At 56.2% G+C, this 18,959-nt stretch carries 17 protein-coding genes and 1 pseudogene; 1 reads left to right on the plus strand and 17 read right to left on the minus strand.

Annotation, left to right across the window (positions count from 1 at the left end; genetic code table 11):
• Positions 1–64: 64 nt before the first annotated feature.
• The 17 genes from BN871_RS01230 to ahpC all read right to left on the minus strand — a co-directional run bounded on the left by BN871_RS01230 (position 65) and on the right by ahpC (position 17,694).
• Entirely contained in the window at positions 65–1,831 is a 1,767-nt protein-coding gene (locus BN871_RS01230; RefSeq protein WP_048743858.1) for a sensor histidine kinase, read from the minus strand.
• Positions 1,828–3,441, minus strand: coding sequence for a response regulator (locus tag BN871_RS01235; RefSeq protein WP_048743859.1), 1,614 nt, complete (start codon positions 3,439–3,441; stop codon positions 1,828–1,830). The genes BN871_RS01230 and BN871_RS01235 overlap by 4 nt, the downstream gene beginning before the upstream one ends.
• A 142-nt stretch (positions 3,442–3,583) precedes the next feature.
• Positions 3,584–4,612 (minus strand): YhcN/YlaJ family sporulation lipoprotein, encoded by a 1,029-nt coding sequence (locus tag BN871_RS01240; RefSeq protein ID WP_048743861.1) that lies wholly within the window; start codon positions 4,610–4,612, stop codon positions 3,584–3,586.
• A gap of 204 nt (positions 4,613–4,816) precedes the next feature.
• On the minus strand, positions 4,817–5,239 hold the full coding sequence (locus BN871_RS01245; protein ID WP_048743862.1) for an OsmC family protein: 423 nt from the start codon (positions 5,237–5,239) through the stop codon (positions 4,817–4,819).
• Between the two features lie 41 nt (positions 5,240–5,280).
• The gene (locus tag BN871_RS01250; RefSeq protein ID WP_373864517.1) at positions 5,281–6,030 is read right to left on the minus strand and encodes an amino acid ABC transporter ATP-binding protein; all 750 of its coding nucleotides are present in this window, start codon (positions 6,028–6,030) and stop codon (positions 5,281–5,283) included.
• A gap of 19 nt (positions 6,031–6,049) precedes the next feature.
• Positions 6,050–6,694, minus strand: coding sequence for an amino acid ABC transporter permease (locus tag BN871_RS01255; RefSeq protein WP_048743864.1), 645 nt, complete (start codon positions 6,692–6,694; stop codon positions 6,050–6,052).
• Between the two features lie 84 nt (positions 6,695–6,778).
• Complete coding sequence (locus BN871_RS01260) at positions 6,779–7,657, minus strand: transporter substrate-binding domain-containing protein (protein WP_048743865.1); 879 nt, start codon at positions 7,655–7,657, stop codon at positions 6,779–6,781.
• 70 nt (positions 7,658–7,727) lie between these two features.
• Complete coding sequence (locus tag BN871_RS01265) at positions 7,728–8,309, minus strand: TetR/AcrR family transcriptional regulator (RefSeq protein WP_083436176.1); 582 nt, start codon at positions 8,307–8,309, stop codon at positions 7,728–7,730.
• A 305-nt stretch (positions 8,310–8,614) separates the two neighbouring features.
• A complete protein-coding gene (locus BN871_RS01270; protein ID WP_021879593.1) occupies positions 8,615–9,922 on the minus strand; it encodes a glycosyl hydrolase family 18 protein in 1,308 nt (435 codons plus the stop codon).
• 199 nt (positions 9,923–10,121) lie between these two features.
• Positions 10,122–10,271: a 50S ribosomal protein L33 gene (gene rpmG, locus BN871_RS01275; protein WP_021879594.1), complete on the minus strand. Its 150-nt coding sequence runs from the start codon at positions 10,269–10,271 to the stop codon at positions 10,122–10,124.
• Positions 10,272–10,368: 97 nt separating this feature from the next.
• The gene (locus BN871_RS01280) at positions 10,369–10,713 is read right to left on the minus strand and encodes a DUF3024 domain-containing protein (RefSeq protein ID WP_021879595.1); all 345 of its coding nucleotides are present in this window, start codon (positions 10,711–10,713) and stop codon (positions 10,369–10,371) included.
• A 9-nt stretch (positions 10,714–10,722) separates the two neighbouring features.
• Positions 10,723–10,992 carry a 30S ribosomal protein S14 gene (rpsN, locus tag BN871_RS01285; protein WP_048743869.1) on the minus strand — a complete coding sequence of 90 codons (270 nt, stop codon included), beginning with the start codon at positions 10,990–10,992 and terminating at the stop codon, positions 10,723–10,725.
• Positions 10,993–11,061: 69 nt separating this feature from the next.
• Positions 11,062–11,973: an AAA family ATPase gene (locus tag BN871_RS01290; RefSeq protein ID WP_083436174.1), complete on the minus strand. Its 912-nt coding sequence runs from the start codon at positions 11,971–11,973 to the stop codon at positions 11,062–11,064.
• Between the two features lie 37 nt (positions 11,974–12,010).
• Entirely contained in the window at positions 12,011–13,213 is a 1,203-nt protein-coding gene (locus BN871_RS01295) for a GTP-binding protein (protein WP_048743870.1), read from the minus strand.
• 468 nt (positions 13,214–13,681) lie between these two features.
• Entirely contained in the window at positions 13,682–15,220 is a 1,539-nt protein-coding gene (locus tag BN871_RS01300) for a sensor domain-containing diguanylate cyclase (RefSeq protein WP_048743872.1), read from the minus strand.
• A gap of 368 nt (positions 15,221–15,588) precedes the next feature.
• The gene (ahpF, locus tag BN871_RS01305; protein ID WP_021879601.1) at positions 15,589–17,118 is read right to left on the minus strand and encodes an alkyl hydroperoxide reductase subunit F; all 1,530 of its coding nucleotides are present in this window, start codon (positions 17,116–17,118) and stop codon (positions 15,589–15,591) included.
• Positions 17,119–17,130: 12 nt separating this feature from the next.
• Entirely contained in the window at positions 17,131–17,694 is a 564-nt protein-coding gene (gene ahpC / locus BN871_RS01310) for an alkyl hydroperoxide reductase subunit C (protein ID WP_048743873.1), read from the minus strand.
• 533 nt (positions 17,695–18,227) lie between these two features.
• Between ahpC and hxlA the strand changes: the two are divergent.
• Positions 18,228–18,864 (plus strand): annotated as a pseudogene (hxlA, locus tag BN871_RS01315) (3-hexulose-6-phosphate synthase).
• Positions 18,865–18,959 lie beyond the last annotated feature (95 nt).

Below are 18,959 nucleotides of genomic sequence, written 5' to 3' on the forward strand. Positions count from 1 at the left end.
GCTCATTTGGATTAAAGGCAGAAGCGGCAGCCACAGCCGTTTGGTTCTCATGATTGCCTCCTCCTCAGCGCACTTGCGGAATCTTGATCGCGACGGTCGTGCCTTCGCCCGGCTCGCTCTCGATGGAGACGCCGTAGTCGGAGCCGAAGGCGAGCTCGATCCGTTCGTTGACGTTGCTCACCCCGATATGATCCCGGTCCGAATCCCTGCGGACGGCGCCCATGATCAGCTTGATCGTTTCCTCGGACATGCCCTGGCCGTTGTCGGACACCCGGAATTCGATGCCGTTGTCCGCCTGCCGGGCGGAGATGGCGATCATGCCTCCCTCCGGCAAATTTTTGATTCCATGATAGATCGCGTTCTCCACGAACGGCTGCAGCAGGATTCTCGGCGTTTTGAAGGCATGGAGCTCCCTCGGAACGTCGATGGCATAATCGAGCTTGTCGCGGTAGCGCATCTTCTGGATCTGGAGATAGCTGTCGATATGCTCCACCTCCACCCGAATCGGGACCAGCTCGTCGTCCTTGGCGATGCTGGCCCGGAACAGCTTGGCCAGAGCCGATGTCATCAGCACCACTTCCTCGTTCTTCCGCTGCTCGGCCATCCATATGATCGAGTCCAGCGTGTTGTACAGGAAATGCGGATTGATCTGGGACTGAAGAAGCCTGAGCTCCGTCCGCCGTTTGATCTTCTCGGTCTGGACCCTCTCGTCCAGCAGCCTGCGGGTCTGGCCGACCATCATGTTGAAGGCGCGGCCGAGCTGGCCGACCTCGCCCGCCTGCCCGACCTCCGCCCGCACGTCGAAGTCTCCCCGCTCCACCTGCCTCATGACGGCTTGCAGCCGCCGGATCGGGCGGGTGATCCGATGCGAGATGATGAAGGAAATGATGAGGGTGACGGCAAGGCCGGCAGCCGCCCACAGCAGGAATGAATTCCGCATCGCGGACGGATTGGAAATCAGCTCGTCCTGATAGGCCACGCCGACGATCTTCCAGCCGAAGCTCGTATCGTGGATCGTATAGATGCGGCCGCTGTCCTTGTCCACGAAGCTTCCTTGCTCGGAGGCCATGACGCGGCCGATCTGCTCCGTGCGGAGCTTGCTGTAGATGAGCTGCTGCTGCGGATGATAGACGATGTTCCCGCTGCTGTCGACGATGAAGACGTAGCCGCGCTGGCCGAGCTTCACGTTGCGGCAGATGTCGTTGATGACGTTCAGCTTGAGATCGACCAGCGCGACGCCCTGGCCGGTCATGCCGTTGATGCTTTTGAGCTCCCGGCTCAAGGAGACGACCCAGCTGTATTCCCCTTGCAGGACATTCTGGACATGGGGCGGAGAAATGACGGACCTTCCGCCTTCCTTCACCGCCTGCTTGTACCAGTCCTGGTCCTGGGGCGGCACGTTCGGATTGAGCTGGGTCAGCCTCCGGTCGGACACCACCCTGCCGTTGTACCCGAATACCATGATCGAGGCGATATCCTTGCGGGTGTACAGCAAGGACTGGAACAGGTCCGAAATGTTCTTCTGATAGGAGCGCACCTCTTCGCGGCTGATGAACGGATTGCTCGAAATATAATACTTGACGTCCTTGTTGGTGAAAATAATGAGGGAGATGTTCTCCATATTGTCGATATAGGACTGGATGTTGTTGTTGACCTGGGTAATGATCTCTCCCATGTAGGCTTCCGAATTGCTGATGACCGCATCCTCCGAGACGTTGTAGCTGATCAGGCTGGTGACGGCGATGGCCGCCAGGATAAGCAGGGAGAATGCCGTCGAGATGGCGGCATGGATCGTCTTGGGATAATAATCCAGAAAGCGCCTGCCTCTCATGGCTGCTCCCTGGATTTCTCCCGGTATTCGCGCGGCGTAAGGCCTGTATGCTTCTTGAAGGAGATGCTGAAGTAGTTCGGATCGGCGTAACCGACCTTGGCAGCGATTTCATACAGCTTGAGAGGAGTGTTGCATACAAGCTCCTTGGCCTTGCCGATGCGGATCCGGGTCAGGTATTCCACGAATGTTTCGCCCGTCTGCTGCTTGAACACCGTGCTGAAATAACTCGTGCTCATCAAGACATGCCGGCATATGTCCTGCAGCGTGATGCGCTCGTCCGCGTAATGCTCCTCGATATACGCGATCGCCTGTCCGATCTGATTGCGCATCGTCTGGCTCCGGTTGTCGGATACGGTCTCGATCGCTCCGACCGCGATTTCCTCGAGCCATTGGCCGACCTCGTCCAAGGTGCCGAGCCTGTACAGCTCCGAGAACAGCATCCGGTGCCTGCTGACGATGCGCGTCTCGTCGATGCCCATCTCCTGCATCGTGTTCATGAGCAGGACGATGACCTTCTGGATCTGCAGGTAGCATACGTCCAGCGGCGCATGGGATTGCTTCAGTCCCGCGATGAACGGCCCGATGAGGCTGCGGATCTCGGCCGCGGAACCGGTGCGGATCGTCCCGGCAAGCAGGCGGCTCCACTCGAGGCTGACCGATGCGGGCGCCGTTTCCTTGCCTTCCAGGTCAAGAATGCTGAGCACCCGGTTTTTGCCGTATTGAAACCGGTAATCAAGCGCGGCCGAGGCGCTTTTGTACGAATCGGGAAGATTTTGCGGTCCTGCGGCGGCTCGCCCGATGGCAGCCGTGACCGTATAGCCCAGGTACCGCTCGATATGATGGCGCGCCTCCTCGGCGGTCCGCAGCGCCAGCTCATGCAGCAGGCTTTCCGGCTGGCCTCCGATCAGGGCGGCGATCCGGTCCTCGCGAGTCCGGAAGACGACTCCGCCCTCCCTGGAGATGATCTCTTCGATGATGTTGAAGCCGGCGAAATGAAGCAGCTCCACATCCTGCTCGGAAGCATCGGAATGCCTCGAGGCTCCATCGTAGTCGTACAAGGTGATCAGATAGGGAGGCTGGAGAGCCGGTATGCCGAAGTAGGCCAGGCGCTCGGCCATGTTCCGCGCTCCCGCCCCCGTGGCGGCCAGCCGCTCCAGAAACCGCTCCCGCAGCAGCGGCAGGCTCTGGTTGAGCTGGCTGTACAGCCTGCCGACATCCTCGCCCCTGCGCTTCTCCTCCTCCATCTCCGCATGGACCTTGTCCAGCAGCGCTCTCGTCTCGCTGGCCGTGATCGGCTTGAGGATGAAGTCGTGGACCTTGAGGCGGAGAGCCTGCTGCGCATATTCGAACTGATCGTATCCGGTAAGGATAATGATCTTGATATAGGGATAACGCTGCAGAATGTGCTCGCTCAGCTCGAGGCCGTTCATGAACGGCATGTTGATATCCGTCAAAACCAGGTCGGGCCTCAGCGTCTCGATGGCTTCAAGCGCATCCCGTCCGTTGGTGAAATCGCCCGCCAGCTCGAACCCGTGGCGGGGCCAATCGATGATGTTCCTTAAGCCTTCCCGGACGACGGCTTCGTCATCCACCAGCATGACTTTGTACATGGACGCCTCCTGCAGGACTGCTTGAAAAATGGGTAGTATGTACCTCCATACTGATCACCGCAGCGAAATTTGTCAATTGCTAGGACTGGCGTCCGGTCCGTTCAGCCAAGTCAAAAGGCCGCCTTGCGGCGGCCTTCGGACGTTATTGGAACAGATGCTCGTTTTTGCTTCCGCGCGTTCCATTATTCATGTTGGTGTTCGTGCTCATGCCCTTGTAGGAGGAGTTGCTGGCCGATTCGGCCGGGAACACCCGCTCCACCATGGCATTGAACTCGGCCACGAAGCCCTTGATCGGATGGCCTTGCTTCACGTCGTTGGCGTAGCCTTGCATCCGGCTGAAGAAGTCCGGATTCGCAGATACGTATACATTCTGGATGCCCGGATGGTTCTTGTGCACGATATCGGCGACCTTCGCCTTGAACTCGCTCGTCAGCTCCCGGTCCATGTACCGGTTGTTGTTGTCGGACAGGCCGTTCATCATATGGCCGCGGTTGTTCGTGGATGCTCCCGTGCCGTAGGCGTTGAAGCCGTTCGTATACGAGCTGTACCCGTTGGATCCGGGGCGGTCCATGAATGTGCCGTAATTGGACTGGCCGATGACGCCTCCGGTCAAATCCCGGGCGCCGCGCTTGACGTCGTTCGTCAGCGTACGGGCTCCCATGCCGACGTCGTTCGTCAGCGCACGGGCTCCCATGCCGACGTCGTTCGCGAGGCTGCGGACGCCGCTTCCGATATCGGCTCCCATCCGTTCCATCCCGCCGACGATGCCTTTGCCGTCGCTGTAGCCTTGGGCCGTACGGCCCGTCGAGGTCAAGCCGGTCACGCTGTGCCCGTCAAGCCCGATGGCGACATAAGCGTTCTTGTCCGTCGTGAAGACGTGGGCCGTCCGCACGCCCGGCAATTTGTTCAGCTCATCCGACAGCTTCTTGTTCGTGGACAAATGATAATTTTGATGATTGCCGACGATGTTGTTCCCGTTTTGCTGGTAGCCCTTCACGCGGTTCATTTCGTTCATGCCGTCATCGGCAAAGCGCTTGCTGAGCAGATTGTAGTTGCCGGCCGCATTGTTGCGGATGTTTTTGTTGCCGAGCTCACCATGGTGCGTTCCGCATCCGGCCAAAGCCGTACTGATTACGATACCGGCAGCAAGCACTTTCCAGGGCTTTTTCATTCGGTTTCCTCCAGTATAGTCCAATGGTGTCCGCAGCCTTGTTCAGGTACGGCCCGATTAGTTTCTCCCGACAAGGAGAGGCTATCCCGCTCAATGGTTCCCATCCAGGGCGGATGCCGGGTCCCGCTCCTGCAAAGCCCCGGCATGCGGAAAAGCCGCAAGCTCCCGACTTAGGGCGGCTTGCGGCTTCCAGAATCTCTATATTCAAGGCTTGGCGGCTTCGGCCCCGTTCAGCACAAGCTTGTAGCTGATGTCGGCCTTGAGCGAGTCGGACACCGCGCAATACTTCTTGCTGCCCATTTCGATTGCCTTCCACACCCGGACGGCCGATATGTCTCCGTCCACGCGGAAGGTAAGCTCGATTGCGGTGAAGCCGGTCGGAGCTTCCTCCTTGCGGGCTCCATCGGCCTCGATCTCCATTCGCTGGATGGAATCGAGGTAATGGTTGAGGATCATCGTGACGTCGATGCCGATGCATCCGGCGAGGCCGGCCAGCAGCAGCTCCATCGGCGTAGCGCCCTTGCCCTCGCCGCCATACAGCGGCGTCGCGTCCATTCCGACCGGATAACCGGAATCTCCGACGGAAGTAAACGCCCGCCGGCCGTTCCAAGTGGTCATGACTTTCATTTCACATACCCGCTTTCTCGTGAAAGTAGTGGTGTTGCCCCTTAATGCTCGCTGAGCTGATTCAGGAATTTACGAGCCCGATCGGACTCTGGACTGCGGAAGAACGACTCCGGCTCCTGTTCCTCGACAATGATGCCTCCGTCCATGAATACAACCCGGTTGGCTACCTGCCGGGCGAACTTCATCTCGTGGGTGACGACGACCATCGTCATCCCCTCCTGAGCCAGCTGCCGCATCACTTCCAGCACTTCGCCGACCAGCTCCGGATCGAGCGCCGATGTCGGCTCGTCGAACAGCATGACGGACGGCTCCATCGCAAGCGCGCGGGCGATGGCGACGCGCTGCTGCTGTCCGCCCGACAGCCGGGAAGGGTATTCGTCTTTTTTGGCCGCCAGGCCTACCCGCTCCAGCAGCCGATAGCCGATGCGCTCGGCTTCCGCCCGCGGCAGCTTCTTGACGGTAAGCAGCGACTCGATGACATTGCCCAAAGCCGTCTTATGGGGATACAGATTGAACTGCTGAAAAACCATTCCTGCGTTGCGCCGGATCTCCCGGAAGCCCGCGCTCTTCTTCCTCGCCGGCATATCCGAAGCCACGCGGACGCCGTTCACTTCCACCGAACCGCCGCTGAGCTCCTCGAGCCCGTTGAGACAGCGCAGCAGCGTGCTTTTGCCGGAGCCGCTCGGTCCGAGAAGGACGACGATTTCCTTCGCCGCCACCTGAAGATCGATGGTTTTCAACACTTCCGTTCCGCCAAAGGATTTCGACAGCCCGTTCGTCTGAATCATCATTCGGTTCGCTCCTCCTCTCTCAATAGACTTTGGACAGCCGCTTCTCGATCGCTTCGAGAATGGCCGAGAACAGAGTGCTCATCACCCAGTACATCGCCGCTACGCCCAGGTAAAACGGCATGTACACATAATACTGGGCGACCAGCAGTTGAGCGGAACGCAGCAGCTCGGTTACGGTAATGACGGAGACGAGCGACGTTTCCTTGAGCATGCCGATGAACGTGTTGCCCATCGGGGCGATCGCCACCCGGGCCGCTTGCGGAAATATGATTCTTCTCAAAGCTTGCCAGGGGGTCATGCCCGTCGCATAGGCTGCTTCGGTCTGCCCCTTCGGTATGGCCAGAATCGCCCCCCGGAACGTCTCCGACAAATAGGCGCCGACATTGATGCTTAACGCCACATAGGCGGCTGTCAGCGGTCCAAGCGTAATGCCGTAATCAACAAGCCCATAATAAACGATAAGAATTTGAACGAATGCGGGCGTGCCGCGAACGACGGAGACGTATGCTCGCGCCAGCCAGCGGACCGGCAAATTCCCCTTCAGCCGGGCAAGAGCAACGACGATGCCGATCAGCAGGCCGAAAAACATCGCTACGACGGTAATCAGCAGCGTATAATAGGCGCCCTTCAACAAGAAGAGGCCGTTATCCCATAGCAGATTCATGAACGCTCGAAGCTCCTTTTGATCCGTTGGATATCGCATAGGGCCATGACGCTCATGCGCCACAGCCCTCAGCAACCCTGCTTCTTATTTGGAGGCAGGCTCCTCGCCGAACCATTTCTTGAAGATGGTCGTGTACGTTCCGTCGGACTTCATATCCGTCAGAGCTTGATCCAGCGCCGCCAGAAATTCCGGATTGTTCTTGCGTACGGCGATCCCGGCGGAATCGGATTTGATCGCTTCTCCGACCGCCTTCACCTTGTACCCGTTCTTGTCCACGATCGGCTTCAAGGCGTACAGATTGTTGATCGTGGCGTCGATCCGGCCGGCATTGAGGTCCTGGAGGGAGGTGATGACATCGTCGTAGGTTTTGATATTGAACTTGCCTACTTGGGGCAGCACTTCATTGCGCAGGTAGGCTTCATCGTTCGTACCGAGGCCGACGCCGATATTTTTGCCTTTGAAATCCTCCAGCTTCGTAATGGAGTCGTTGCTTTCGCGGACGATGATCTTCACTTGGTTCGTAATGTAAGGCTGAGTGAAGTCGATCTGCTGCTTGCGCTCGTCGGTTATGGTCACCTGGCTGATGATGACATCGATCTTGCTTGCCTGCAGGCTCGGAATCAGGCCGGAGAAGTCTTGAGGCGCGAATTCCGCCTTCACTCCAAGGCGCTTGGCGACATCCTTGGCGATGTCTGCGTCGAAGCCGTCGATTTCCTTGTTCTCGTTCAGGAAATTATAAGGCGCGTAGGTGCCCATGAGCCCTACTTTCAGCACGCCGGCCGCCTTCACTTGAGCGAGGAGGTTGTCGTCTCCTTCCGCTGGCGCGTTGCTTCCGGATTCGCCGGCAGGAGCCGGGCTTGCGGTATTCTGGGCATTGTCGTTCGTTTTCGCTCCGCATCCGGCCAGCGCAAAGGCGAGCAGCATGAGGATGGATACAGCGAGGTAAAGCGATTTCTTCCGCATTGGATTTCTCTCCCTATCCTTTTTTTATTATGGTGTCCGGCTCTGACCGGATCATTCCGCTGCCGGCCCGTTAAATGCCGAGCAGCCCGAAAAATTCGAATCTGGCCGTCTCGGACGCCAGCTGCTCCGCTGTCCTGGAGCCGATCCCGCTCCCCGGCGCGTTCAAGCCGAACAGCCAGCGCGCAATGACGCCTTCGATCAAGCTCATGATGAGGGCGGCCCGCACTTCGGCATCGATTGCGGCAGGCAGCATTCCAAGCTCGATCGCCCGGCGGATATTTTGCAGGAAGGCCCTCTCCATCGCAGCCCGCGACTCCGCGATCTCTTGACGGATCGGTTCAATGGCGCCGCTGCCGCCGAGCAGCATCTCCATAAGGTCCCGGTTGGATTCCGCAAACAGGAACAGCCTGGCAAGCAGAGCTTCCGAAACTTGCACCATGTCCTGCACCGTGCCCGCCTCCCGGCGGTAGCCTTGCGCGATGACTTCCAGCAGCTGGCGGCGTCCGTCTTGCACGATTTCCAGCGCAATCGCTTCCTTGCTCTTGAAATGCCAGTAGAAGGTTCCTTGCGCCACGCCGGCTTCGGCAACGATATCGGAAATTTTCGTGACATGGTAACCATCCTTCGCGAACCGTCTCAAGGCGATTTCCATGAAGCGCCTGCGCCGCTCGCTGCCGGCCTGCGAATCCTTGTCTTCGTTCAAGATGTTTCTTCACCTCACCCGATTGACTAGTCAGTCAGTTATGTTTTAAATCCTATTGGATTGCTGAGGTATTGTCAAGCGATTCCACGATCCAGATTGAAATCGCATCAAAGCAAACCTCCCGTCCACTTTCGGACAGGAGGCTTGCTGAGAAAGCTTGGCGGGTATATAGGCATGGGGCGGAATCATTGAGACAACCGGGCGGCATCCTATTCTGGCTCCGGCAACCGTTTCCGCCTCTGTTTAGAAAAGGGTCATTCCAGTTCCTTTTTGATGACATTCCATATTCCGCTGTCCATGAACGAGCGGCTCCAGGTAGCAACGCCTGCCAGCCCGTATTCTTTCGCTATCGCAACTCTTGCTTTGATGGAAGTGCTGTCTTCCAGCCAAATCCGTTTCAATTGCCCGTCCTCCCGATACTCCACGTAATTCTGCCCGGTTTTCCGGTCATACGCGGGAGTCAGCTTGCGGGCGGCCACCAGCTCGGCCGCCTTTTTCATTCCAAGCGCTTTGGAAGTGACCTTGCTCCCTCCCGAGCTCTTCGGCGTCTCCGTCCAGATTCGAGTATACAGAGGCATGCTGAGAACGATTTTAGACGGCGGAATCCCATCTTCGTCCAGCAGCCGTTCGACCGACCGCCTCACCCAGGGGAGGGAAGACACCGAACCGGATTTCGGGCTGGAAGCCCAATGCTCGTCATAGGCCATCAGCATCATGAAATCCACATAGGGAACCAAGGCCGGCCGGTCGAGGAACAAGGACCAGTATTCGCTGTCCGACTTCGGGGTGACGTCGACAGATACGACGAGGTTCCGTTCGTGAAGAAGCGGCGCCGCTTCCTTGATGAACTGAACGAAGTTTTTCCCATCCTCCGTTTTCACGTTTTCAAAATCAAAGTTGATTCCTTGCAGGTCATACGATTCCGCGTATTGAAGCAGCTGCTTGATCATATGTTCCCGCGACTTTTTCGTCGACAACGCCTTTGACGTCCGGATCGGCTCGAATCCGTTGCTGAACATCGCCCAGATCTGGAGGCTGCGCTCCTTCGCCCACCGGACATAGTCCAGATCCGCTTTGCTGCTTATATCCCCGGCTCCGTTGGCGAGCTCGAACCAGGTCGGACTCACCACATTGACCCCGTCCAGCTCCGGAAGCCGCTCCGGATCGGGAGATTTGCCGTAGACGGCTTCCCAGGTCATATTGACTTTGACATTCCCGGAGCTGAACGCTTGTCTGTTGGGGACCATGTCGTCCACATGATCGATCGCGCCTCCGGCAAGCGGGCCGACAGGAAAGATATCGTCGCCTTCCGAAGCGGAAGCTTGCGCAGGCGACCGGGATGGAAGCTCTCTTCCGCCGCCAGTTGCCGCAAGGCTTGTCCGATTGCCGGCAAGAGCCTGTTCGGACGCCGTGCGCTTCCCAAGCAAGGCCGGCATTTGCTTGAACGGCATGACCGGCAGGGCAAGAAGATGGAACAAGATGATGGTGCATGTGGAAGAAAAGATGAAATACACGAGAAATAGACGGCCCAGCCTGCGCTTGGCCACATGGTGATGGTCCATCCAGCATCCCTCTCTAACTCTCTGATCCTTTCTTCCATTCTATGAACCTATCCCGGTTCTCATGACGCTAGAGGCGCAGGAAGAATCCTCAGCATACAAAAAAAGACTTTTCCCTTTCGATGCAAGAAAGGGAAAGTCTTTACGTTCGCCGGCATGGCCTGACAGGCAGCTTCAGCCGGCTGCTTGTTCGTCTGCTTCCTTACCGCGTCTCCCGGTGAAGCGTCACCTTCTTCAGACGCGGACAGTATTTGCGGAGCTCGATCCGTTCCGGGTTGTTCCTTTTGTTTTTGGTCGTCGTATAATTGCGGTCCCCGGATTCCGTGCAGGCAAGCGTAACTGTGACTCTCATTTCCCTTTTCCTCCTTGTGCTTTACGATCACTGAAAGTGTTCCATGCTCGCTTAGAATACAAGTAATATTTACTATTTGAAGCCGTTCCAAAGAGACTCATTCACCCCAAAACAATCCATGCCGGTCGAGCTCCACCTGTTCGAGCTGATGCTCGAAATCGCCGTGCAGAGGAATCATCGGGACTTCGCTCCAAGCTCCTTTTCTTTTCATGCATACCGCCCATTTGCCGTTGTTCAGCCGAAAATGGACGATATCCTTGCTATGCCATCCCGATTCAGGGAGGGCGGGCCTCAGCTCGCTGAGCGTTAGACCGTTCTCTTCCCAGCAGTAGGCCAGCCGGATGTCTCGGCGCATGCTGCCGGGAACTTTGAGCTGGATGTATCCGTCCAGCAGCCTGCCGATCCGATACCGGCTGAATTCATCCCGTTCAATGGCCGCCATGGCGCGGAATTACCAGCTGGCCTTTTTGACGCCTGGAATATGCCCCTTGTAAGCCAGCTCCCTGAAGGCGATCCGGGATACTTTGAACTTCCTCAGATAGGCATGCGGCCTGCCGGTCATGGCACAGCGGTTATGCAGCCGGGTTGGGGAAGAATCGCGCGGCAGCTTGGCCAGAGCTTCGTAATTGCCCTCTTCTTTCAGCTTTTTCCGAAGCTCGGCATATTTTGCAACCAAAGCCTGTCGCTTCAGCTCTTTTACGACCTTGGATTTCTTCGCCATGATCATTCTCCTTTAATCGTAATTTTTACTTTTTCAGTATATCAGACGATCATCTCGAAGAAAAGACGATCATCCTGCCCTGCGAAAGCGGGCTGGTCTCCCCTCAAGCCGTGTGATGCCTTTCATCTCCATCCCCCCCGCCCGAAGCGAGCGCTCCTGTCCGGCTTCCAGCCGCTCAAGCAGCCTCGGCTTATATTCCGCATAGGAATCCTCAAGCATCGGCAGAGAGACCGATGCCTCCTCAATGATCGCCTTGCGCTTGGCTTTGAGCACGATCTGCTCCATATCGGCAAAGCTGCATCCTTCCAGCATCTGCGAGGCTGGCTCCAGAAGCTCTTCCCCTCCGGGGAAATCGCCCAGCAGCTGGCTCAAATACGCCTCCCGCGAAGCTCGGTTCGGGCTGTCGTACCTCATCTTCGTATCGAAGCGGCGCCAGATGGCGCGGTCCAGATCCTTCTCCAGATTGGTGGCCGCCATGAACACGCTGCTTCCGTCGAACTCATCCAGACACTGGAGGAGAGTGTTGACGACACGGGTCATCTCTTTCACTTCATCATTGTTTTCCCGGGTCCGGGCTATGGCATCGAACTCATCGAGAAACAGCACGCATGGACTGGACCGCGCATGATCGAATATTTTACGGAGATTCGTCGCCGTCTCGCCCAGATGGCTGTGGATGACGGAATCCAGCCGGACCAGAAGCAGGGGAACGTTCAGCCTTTGCGCCATATAGAAGGCGGTCAGCGTCTTGCCCGTTCCCGGCGGGCCGAACATGACGATCTTGTTGGGAATAGGCACGTCATGCTCCTCGAATTTCTCCTTCATGTCCAGAATCCGGATGAATTCCTCGACAATGCGGTTGTTTTCGGGCTGTAGCACGATGCGCCTCACTTTGCGGCCGCAATCCTTCGCTGAATAATAGGAAGCGATGTCTGTCCCTTTGGAGCGGGGGAGCCTGCTCGCTGCTGCTGACTTGCTCATGAGATGAACTCCTCTGACTGTAGGATTAGGCTCTGCTTCATACGGCCTTGAATGCCGGCAATGGGTCTTTGAAATGACGCCATACGCTTTTCATTTCTTCTCCCGTGAGAAGCGCCCGGTCCAAGGAGCCGCTGATCCGCTCTTTGTCGAGGCCGATGCCGATGAATACGAGCTTGGTTACCCGATCTCCCCATTGCTCGTCCCAATCCGGCGATTTGGGGAAATCGCTGCCGAAATAGGCGAACCTCTCTTCCTCCGACAACGCGGCTACCCACAGCCCCGCAGGGGACAGCTGCCGGGATACGCCGGCCTGGCTGAAGGATACAGCGGTATGGTTGCGAGTGGCGATCCACATGACGCCTTTAGAGCGGATTACTTCCTGAGGCCAGCTGGCGAGCTGCTGAAGCAGCCGCTCCGGATGGAAGGGGATTTTCCGGGTGTAGACGAACGAGCCGATTCCATACTCCTCCGTCTCCGGCTTATGCTCCTCCTTCAACAGCTCCTGAATCCAGCCCGCGGATTGGCTCGCTTTGTCAAAATCGAATAGATGCGTATTCAGGATGGCCTTCGGATCTACGTTTCCATAGCTCGTCCGAATGATTTTCGCCGCAGGCTGCAGGCCTCGCAGCGCCTTCTCCAGCTTGTCGAGCTCCTCCGCGCCGACCATATCGCATTTGTTCAAAATCAGGACATCGCAAAATTCGATCTGGTCGGTCAGCAGGTGGACCACTCCCCGAGTATCGTCGTCGCCCGCTTCCTGGCTGCGGTCCTTCAGCGATTCCCGGGTATTGAAATCCTGCCAGAAATGATAGGCGTCCACGACCGTCACCATGCAGTCCAGACGGGTAAGCTTGGACAAGTCGATATTCTGGTCCTCATCGACATACGTAAAGGTTTGGGCGACCGGAAGCGGCTCCCCGATCCCCGTCGACTCAATCAAGATATAATCAAATCTCTGCTCCTTGGCAAGGCGCTCGACCTCCTGCAGCAGATCGTCACGCAGCGTGCAGCAGATGCAGCCGTTGGACATCTCCACGAGCTTTTCTTCCGTGCGGCTCAGCCCTGCGCCGTCCCGGATCAGCTCCGCGTCGATGTTCACCTCGCTCAAATCGTTGACGATCACGGCGACCCTAAGGCCCTCCCGGTTGTTGAGCACATGATTCAATACGGTCGTTTTTCCTGCGCCCAGATAACCGCTGAGCACGGTCACCGGAATTTTCTCCGCCATCTCCTGTATCATTCCTTCAACTCCTTTATGGCTCCTCCATGGGTTCATGGGTTCATGATTTCACTCGAATACCAACGAGTCTGATCTTACCCGCATAATATAATAGTAATTATTACGATTAAAATCATCTTACCTTCCGCTCACAAACCTGTCAAGTCAATCATGGCACTCATCCGATCAATAATCTGCGTACGGACTGTGAAAGACAGCGCGCCTCGATCGAAACCGTCCATGGAATGAAAGGAGGAAAGAAAGCCTCCTGTCCGGCGGATGTCAGCCAGGTTATGCCTGTTCAAGGAATTCAGAGGAGCCGCAAAGCGCCCATGCAAAAAAGCCGGAATCATCCGGCTTTCCGTTTAAGCGATTCACGTTTTATAGTCGTACAAAGCGGCTGAAGGCACGCTCAGGCTCAATTTATTCAAGACAGCCTCACGACAGTTCATATTCCTTTCGCATTTACATGATCCTATTGTTGCAGCGCTAGAGGACGGTCGTACGGTTTCTCCCGCCGGCTTTGGATTGATACAGCGCCATATCCGCCCTATGAATGAATTCCTTTGCCGAACCCCATTCCGGGCTGCAATGAGCGACCCCGACGGACACCGTCAGACGGCCTACAGGGTCAAACGCCGCTGCGGCAATCTCTTCGCGGATCCGCTCGGCCAGCAGCTCGGCCAGATGGACATCCGCGGTTCTGACAAGCACGCCGTATTCTTCGCCGCCATATCGGAAGGCAACATCGCGAACACCGGCAAGCGCGCGAATCTGGGATGCCAGCTCGATAAGCACCCGATCGCCCATGACATGTCCGTATGTATCGTTGATCCGCTTGAAATGATCGACATCAAGCAGAATCAACGAGAATTGAGTCCCCTCGTCGATCCATTCCGCGATCGTAAGATCGAACATTTTACGGTTCCAGAGCCGCGTCAGTCCGTCCAGGTGGGCTTCGTCGGATAAGACCTTGACATAATTGTCAAAGCTTTGAGCAAGCTGCTGAACCTCGTAGATGTACGTTCCGCGCAGCCTGGTGTTCACGGAAAGGACATGCCGCGAGGAGACGGCCGCTTCCTCCGAAATTCTGGCGAGCTTATAGAGCGGAGATGAAATTTGTCTGGAAATCCACAACGCCGCGATCAGGATAAGAATGAACAACGGCAGCGCTTGGAGGATCATGGATTTTTCAAGCGTTCGAATAGGCTCGTCCAATATGGTCTTTGGAGTTTGGGAAACAATTCCCCAACCGCTGTCGGGCTCATAGGCATACCCGGCAAAATAGCTTTGGCCATCGGAATTTTCGATCGTTTTGTAGCCGCTGTTTCCTGACTTGACCCGTTCGATGACTTCATTGCCTTTCACGAATTCATTGATCCGAATGGGATTCGGGTGGAAAATCAATCTGCCGTGCTTGTCCACGACGTATACGTACGAGCCGTTGCCGTAGTAGTGCTCGCTCAGCTGCCGGCTGAGCACATTATCCTCTTGAAGATAGATGGTGCCTCCGATAAACCCTTCATACTCCCCGTCCTTGTCGAATACAGGCGTCGAGATCAGCACAAGAAGACGGCCGGAGGCGCCTACATACGGATCGGAGATGAACGCCGTCCGCTCTGAAGCAGCCTGTCCGGAGGCGCTCGACGTCAGCTTCGTGCCGGCTCCGATGCCCACATTCGTCGGGCTGATGGCTTGGATCGTCCGGTTGGCGTCGGCAAAAAACACGGAGTTGAAGTAGCGCTGATTGGTTTGGAACCAAGTATCCAGCTCATTTTGATTGATCTTGTTCCGCCAGGATACCGCTGCCAGCGACACCAGGTTGCTGTGCATCAGATCAAGCAGCTCCTCGGTATTGGAAGCAAGCTTCTTGGCATATTGAGCGTTGTTTTGCAGGTAGCTCGAAGAAAGGGAGGCGCTGCTCGCGCGCACAGCCGCATAAACGCCGACGGACGCGGTAAGGAACATCGCACTGATTACCAGAAGGCTGAGTATGTGGCGGAGCTTGATTTTTTTGTAGGATCGCATAACCTTCACTCTAAGCCTCTTTGCTGTCTGATTTAGATGGCGCAAAACCATACGGATAAGCTCTGCAATTATACCACGATCTCGGAAATTACAACTAAGGCAACACGGATGGACATTCCTTGGCGACAGCCTGCACAGGTTCAACGGATTCAGGCGGAGATTTGCGCAAAAGCCATCTTTAGAATGAATGCCTTCCATCAACTCCTATGTTATCGGCAATTTCACATTTATGTTTACATGTAGCTTTCCCCAAGATTGACATAGAGCATTTCCGTTAGGGCTTTTTTTTCGTCCCTCTATTCCAAAGAAAATAAAAGCCGCCCAACTACCCATCAGGTAGTTAGGCGGCCTATTGAACGATAGCTGCATTAATTGCGGATAAGATAGTCAAACGCGCCTAATGCGGCATTTGCTCCCGATCCCATCGAAATGATGATCTGCTTGAACGGACTGTTCGTGCAGTCGCCGGCAGCGTATACACCCGGCAAGCTCGTCGCGCCGTGGTTGTTGACGACAATCTCGCCCATGCGTGTGAGCTCGACGGCATCGCCGAGCCAGTCCGTGTTCGGTACGAGTCCGATCTGGACGAATACGCCCTGCAGCTCAATATGCTTGACTTCGCCTGTTTCGCGTTCGATATACGAAACGCCGTTCAGCTTGTCCGTTCCGGTGAACTCTTTGGTCTGAACGTTCTTCAGCACCGTAACGTTAGGCAGGCTGTACAGGCGGTCCTGCAGCACGGCGTCCGCCTTCAGCTCCGAATTGTATTCGAGAACCGTCACATGGCTGACGATGCCGGCAAGGTCGATCGCCGCTTCGATGCCGGAGTTGCCTCCTCCGATGACCGCTACATGCTTGCCTGCGAAGAGAGGACCGTCGCAGTGAGGGCAGTAGGCTACGCCTTTGTTCTTGAACTCTTCCTCGCCCGGCACGCCGACATTGCGCCAGCGGGCGCCCGTCGACAGGATGACGGTCTTGCTCTTCAGAACGGCGCCGTTTTCGAGCTCAAGCTCGATGTAGTCGCGCTTCTCCAGACGTTTGGCCCGTTGAAGCTTCATCACATCGACCTGGTACTCTTTGACATGTTCTTCAAGGCTTGCGGCGAGCTTCGGACCTTCGGTATATTTCACGCTGATGAAGTTCTCGATGCCTACCGTGTCCATCACTTGGCCGCCGAAGCGCTCCGCGACAATGCCGGTACGGATGCCCTTGCGCGCCGCATAGATGGCGGCGCTGGCGCCGGCAGGACCGCCGCCGACGACAAGCACGTCGAACGGCTCCTTGTTGTCGAATTCAGAGGCGTCCGGAGCTTCGACAACCTTGGAGAGGACCTCCTCGATCGTCATCCGGCCGCTTCCGAAAAATTCTCCATTCAAGAATACGGAAGGAACAGCCATGACATCTCTGCTTTCCGCTTCTTCCTTGAAGGCGGAGCCGTCGATCATCGTATGCGAAATGCCCGGATTAAGGATGCTCATCAGGTTCAGCGCCTGAACGACGTCAGGGCAATTGTGGCAGCTGAGGCTGATGAACGACTCGAATCGGTAGTCGCCTTTGATGCCTTTGATTTGGTCGATCACGCTTTGATCGACTTTCGGGGCTCGTCCGCTCACTTGCAGCAAAGCCAATACGAAGGAGGTGAATTCGTGGCCCAAAGGAATGCCGGCAAACGTAACGCCGGTTTCCTCGCCGATGCGGTTGACGCTGAAGCTCGGCGTTCTGGGCAATTCGGCTTTTTCCACCGTAATTCTGGACGTCATGCCGACGATTTCATCCATAAGCTCCAGCATCTCTTTTGAGACGGGATCGGATGCCGCGCTGACCTTGATCAGCACATCGCCTTCCATAAGCTGAAGGTATTGGTTCAATTGTGACTTGATATCTTCGGATAATACCATTGGAACAGCTCCTTAGATTTTGCCGACCAGATCAAGGCTAGGCTTGAGCGTCGCGCCGCCTTCTTGCCATTTTGCCGGGCATACTTCGCCTGGATTGTTGCGCACATATTGAGCGGCTTTGATCTTGTTGATCAGGGTGCTCGCATCGCGGCCAATGCCGCCGGCGTTGATTTCAACCGTCTGAATGACGCCGTCCGGATCGATGATGAACGTGCCGCGGTCAGCAAGGCCGTCCGCTTCGATCAATACGTCGAAGTTGCGGGAGATCGTATGGGAAGGATCGCCGATCATGATGTACTCGATCTTGCCGATCGTATCGGTCGTATCATGCCATGCTTTATGGGTGAAGTGAGTGTCCGTGGATACCGAGTATACTTCAACGCCAAGCGATTTCAGCGTCTCGTATTGGTCCTGCAGATCGCCGAGCTCAGTCGGGCATACGAACGTGAAGTCGGCAGGGTAGAAGCATACGACGCTCCATTTGCCTTTGAAGTCGGCATCGGAAACCTCGATGAACTTTCCTTTTTGAAAAGCGGATGCATTGAACGGCTTTACTACGGTTCCAATTAGAGACATGAATGGTTCCTCCTGAGGATGATTATTTATTTGTAATAACTCTAAACTAATACTAATTAACCGGAAATGACATGTCAAGTGTTTTGATGACTTTGTTCGACATATTCTTCATTGTCGTGGCTGTCCCTCTATGATTGAATGCAATATGAAGGCTATATTTACGGCAAATCCAAATAATTTCCGGTCAAATCCAACCTGCAGCCGCCTGCCTTCCGGCCCCACCCTACCGTCTTCGATCCTTGCCGACCCCCATTTGCGACGGAACCAACCTTGCCGTCAGGCTTGCTCTATCCGTTTCTTCTAACGGAGGTCAGAATGGCTGGATATGTCGGAATGGCTGGACGCGGCCAGGCTGCTATAAGTCTATCGAGTCGCAGAAGCTCATGGTTACGCCGGAGTAACTATCCCACTTCAAAGTGCCTACTTACAAAAAGTGCGTTAAAATCCTAGAATGAAGGACATGCGGGAGCGGGCAGCCTGATTCGGCTTATCGCCTAAAACCGACATTTCATTCCGAAGGAGTGTTGAAATAGATGGAACTTCAACTTGCACTGGATCTCGTCGATATTCCTGAAGCGATAAAAGTCGTCGCCGAGGTGGCGGACTCGATCGATATTGTCGAAATAGGTACTCCGATCGTCATCAATGAAGGCCTTCATGCCGTCAAAGCGATGAAGGAAGCCTTTCCGCAGCTGCGGGTGCTTGCCGATCTGAAGGTCATGGATGCAGGCGGCTACGAGGTCATGAAGGCTTCCGAGGCGGGAGCGGACATCGTGACGATTCTAGGCGTATCCGACGACGCCACGATTCGAGGCGCTGTCGAGGAAGGCCGCAAGCAAGGCAGGCAGATCATGGTCGACATGATCAACGTAAAGAATCTGGAGGAGCGGGCTCGCGAAGTGGATGCCATGGGCGTCGACTACATCTGCGTGCACGCAGGCTACGACCATCAGGCCGAGGGCAAAAACTCCTTCGAGCAGCTGCGCACGATCAAGAGCGTCGTGAAAAACGCGCGCACGGCCGTAGCCGGCGGAATCAAGCTGGCCACTCTGCCGGAGGTCGTGGCTGCCGGTCCTGACCTGGTCATCGTCGGCGGCGGCATTACGGGCCAGGACGACAAAAAAAGCGGCGGCGGCGCAAATGCGCGAGCTCATCGCTGCCGGAGCCTAAAGCCGCCATGAACACGACGGCTTATGCGAACACTGTCGCCGCCGAGCTGGCCATGTCGGCGGCCGGCATCGACGAAGCCGCTGCGGCGGCCTTCG

This window comes from Paenibacillus sp. P22, assembly GCF_000469945.2.
GTDB classification, from domain to species: Bacteria; Bacillota; Bacilli; order Paenibacillales; family Paenibacillaceae; genus Paenibacillus_O; species Paenibacillus_O humicus.

Excerpts from the sequence above, each read along its gene's own strand:
- BN871_RS01230 (WP_048743858.1), bottom strand. The coding sequence starts at position 1,831 with ATGAGAGGCAGGCGCTTTCTGGATTATTATCCCAAGACGATCCATGCC.
- BN871_RS01235 (WP_048743859.1), bottom strand. The coding sequence starts at position 3,441 with ATGTACAAAGTCATGCTGGTGGATGACGAAGCCGTCGTCCGGGAAGGC.
- BN871_RS01240 (WP_048743861.1), bottom strand. The coding sequence starts at position 4,612 with ATGAAAAAGCCCTGGAAAGTGCTTGCTGCCGGTATCGTAATCAGTACG.
- BN871_RS01245 (WP_048743862.1), bottom strand. The coding sequence starts at position 5,239 with ATGAAAGTCATGACCACTTGGAACGGCCGGCGGGCGTTTACTTCCGTC.
- BN871_RS01250 (WP_373864517.1), bottom strand. The coding sequence starts at position 6,030 with ATGATGATTCAGACGAACGGGCTGTCGAAATCCTTTGGCGGAACGGAA.
- BN871_RS01255 (WP_048743864.1), bottom strand. The coding sequence starts at position 6,694 with ATGAATCTGCTATGGGATAACGGCCTCTTCTTGTTGAAGGGCGCCTAT.
- BN871_RS01260 (WP_048743865.1), bottom strand. The coding sequence starts at position 7,657 with ATGCGGAAGAAATCGCTTTACCTCGCTGTATCCATCCTCATGCTGCTC.
- BN871_RS01265 (WP_083436176.1), bottom strand. The coding sequence starts at position 8,309 with ATGGAAATCGCCTTGAGACGGTTCGCGAAGGATGGTTACCATGTCACG.
- BN871_RS01270 (WP_021879593.1), bottom strand. The coding sequence starts at position 9,922 with ATGGACCATCACCATGTGGCCAAGCGCAGGCTGGGCCGTCTATTTCTC.
- rpmG (WP_021879594.1), bottom strand. The coding sequence starts at position 10,271 with ATGAGAGTCACAGTTACGCTTGCCTGCACGGAATCCGGGGACCGCAAT.
- BN871_RS01280 (WP_021879595.1), bottom strand. The coding sequence starts at position 10,713 with ATGGCGGCCATTGAACGGGATGAATTCAGCCGGTATCGGATCGGCAGG.
- rpsN (WP_048743869.1), bottom strand. The coding sequence starts at position 10,992 with ATGGCGAAGAAATCCAAGGTCGTAAAAGAGCTGAAGCGACAGGCTTTG.
- BN871_RS01290 (WP_083436174.1), bottom strand. The coding sequence starts at position 11,973 with ATGAGCAAGTCAGCAGCAGCGAGCAGGCTCCCCCGCTCCAAAGGGACA.
- BN871_RS01295 (WP_048743870.1), bottom strand. The coding sequence starts at position 13,213 with ATGATACAGGAGATGGCGGAGAAAATTCCGGTGACCGTGCTCAGCGGT.
- BN871_RS01300 (WP_048743872.1), bottom strand. The coding sequence starts at position 15,220 with ATGCGATCCTACAAAAAAATCAAGCTCCGCCACATACTCAGCCTTCTG.
- ahpF (WP_021879601.1), bottom strand. The coding sequence starts at position 17,118 with ATGGTATTATCCGAAGATATCAAGTCACAATTGAACCAATACCTTCAG.
- ahpC (WP_048743873.1), bottom strand. The coding sequence starts at position 17,694 with ATGTCTCTAATTGGAACCGTAGTAAAGCCGTTCAATGCATCCGCTTTT.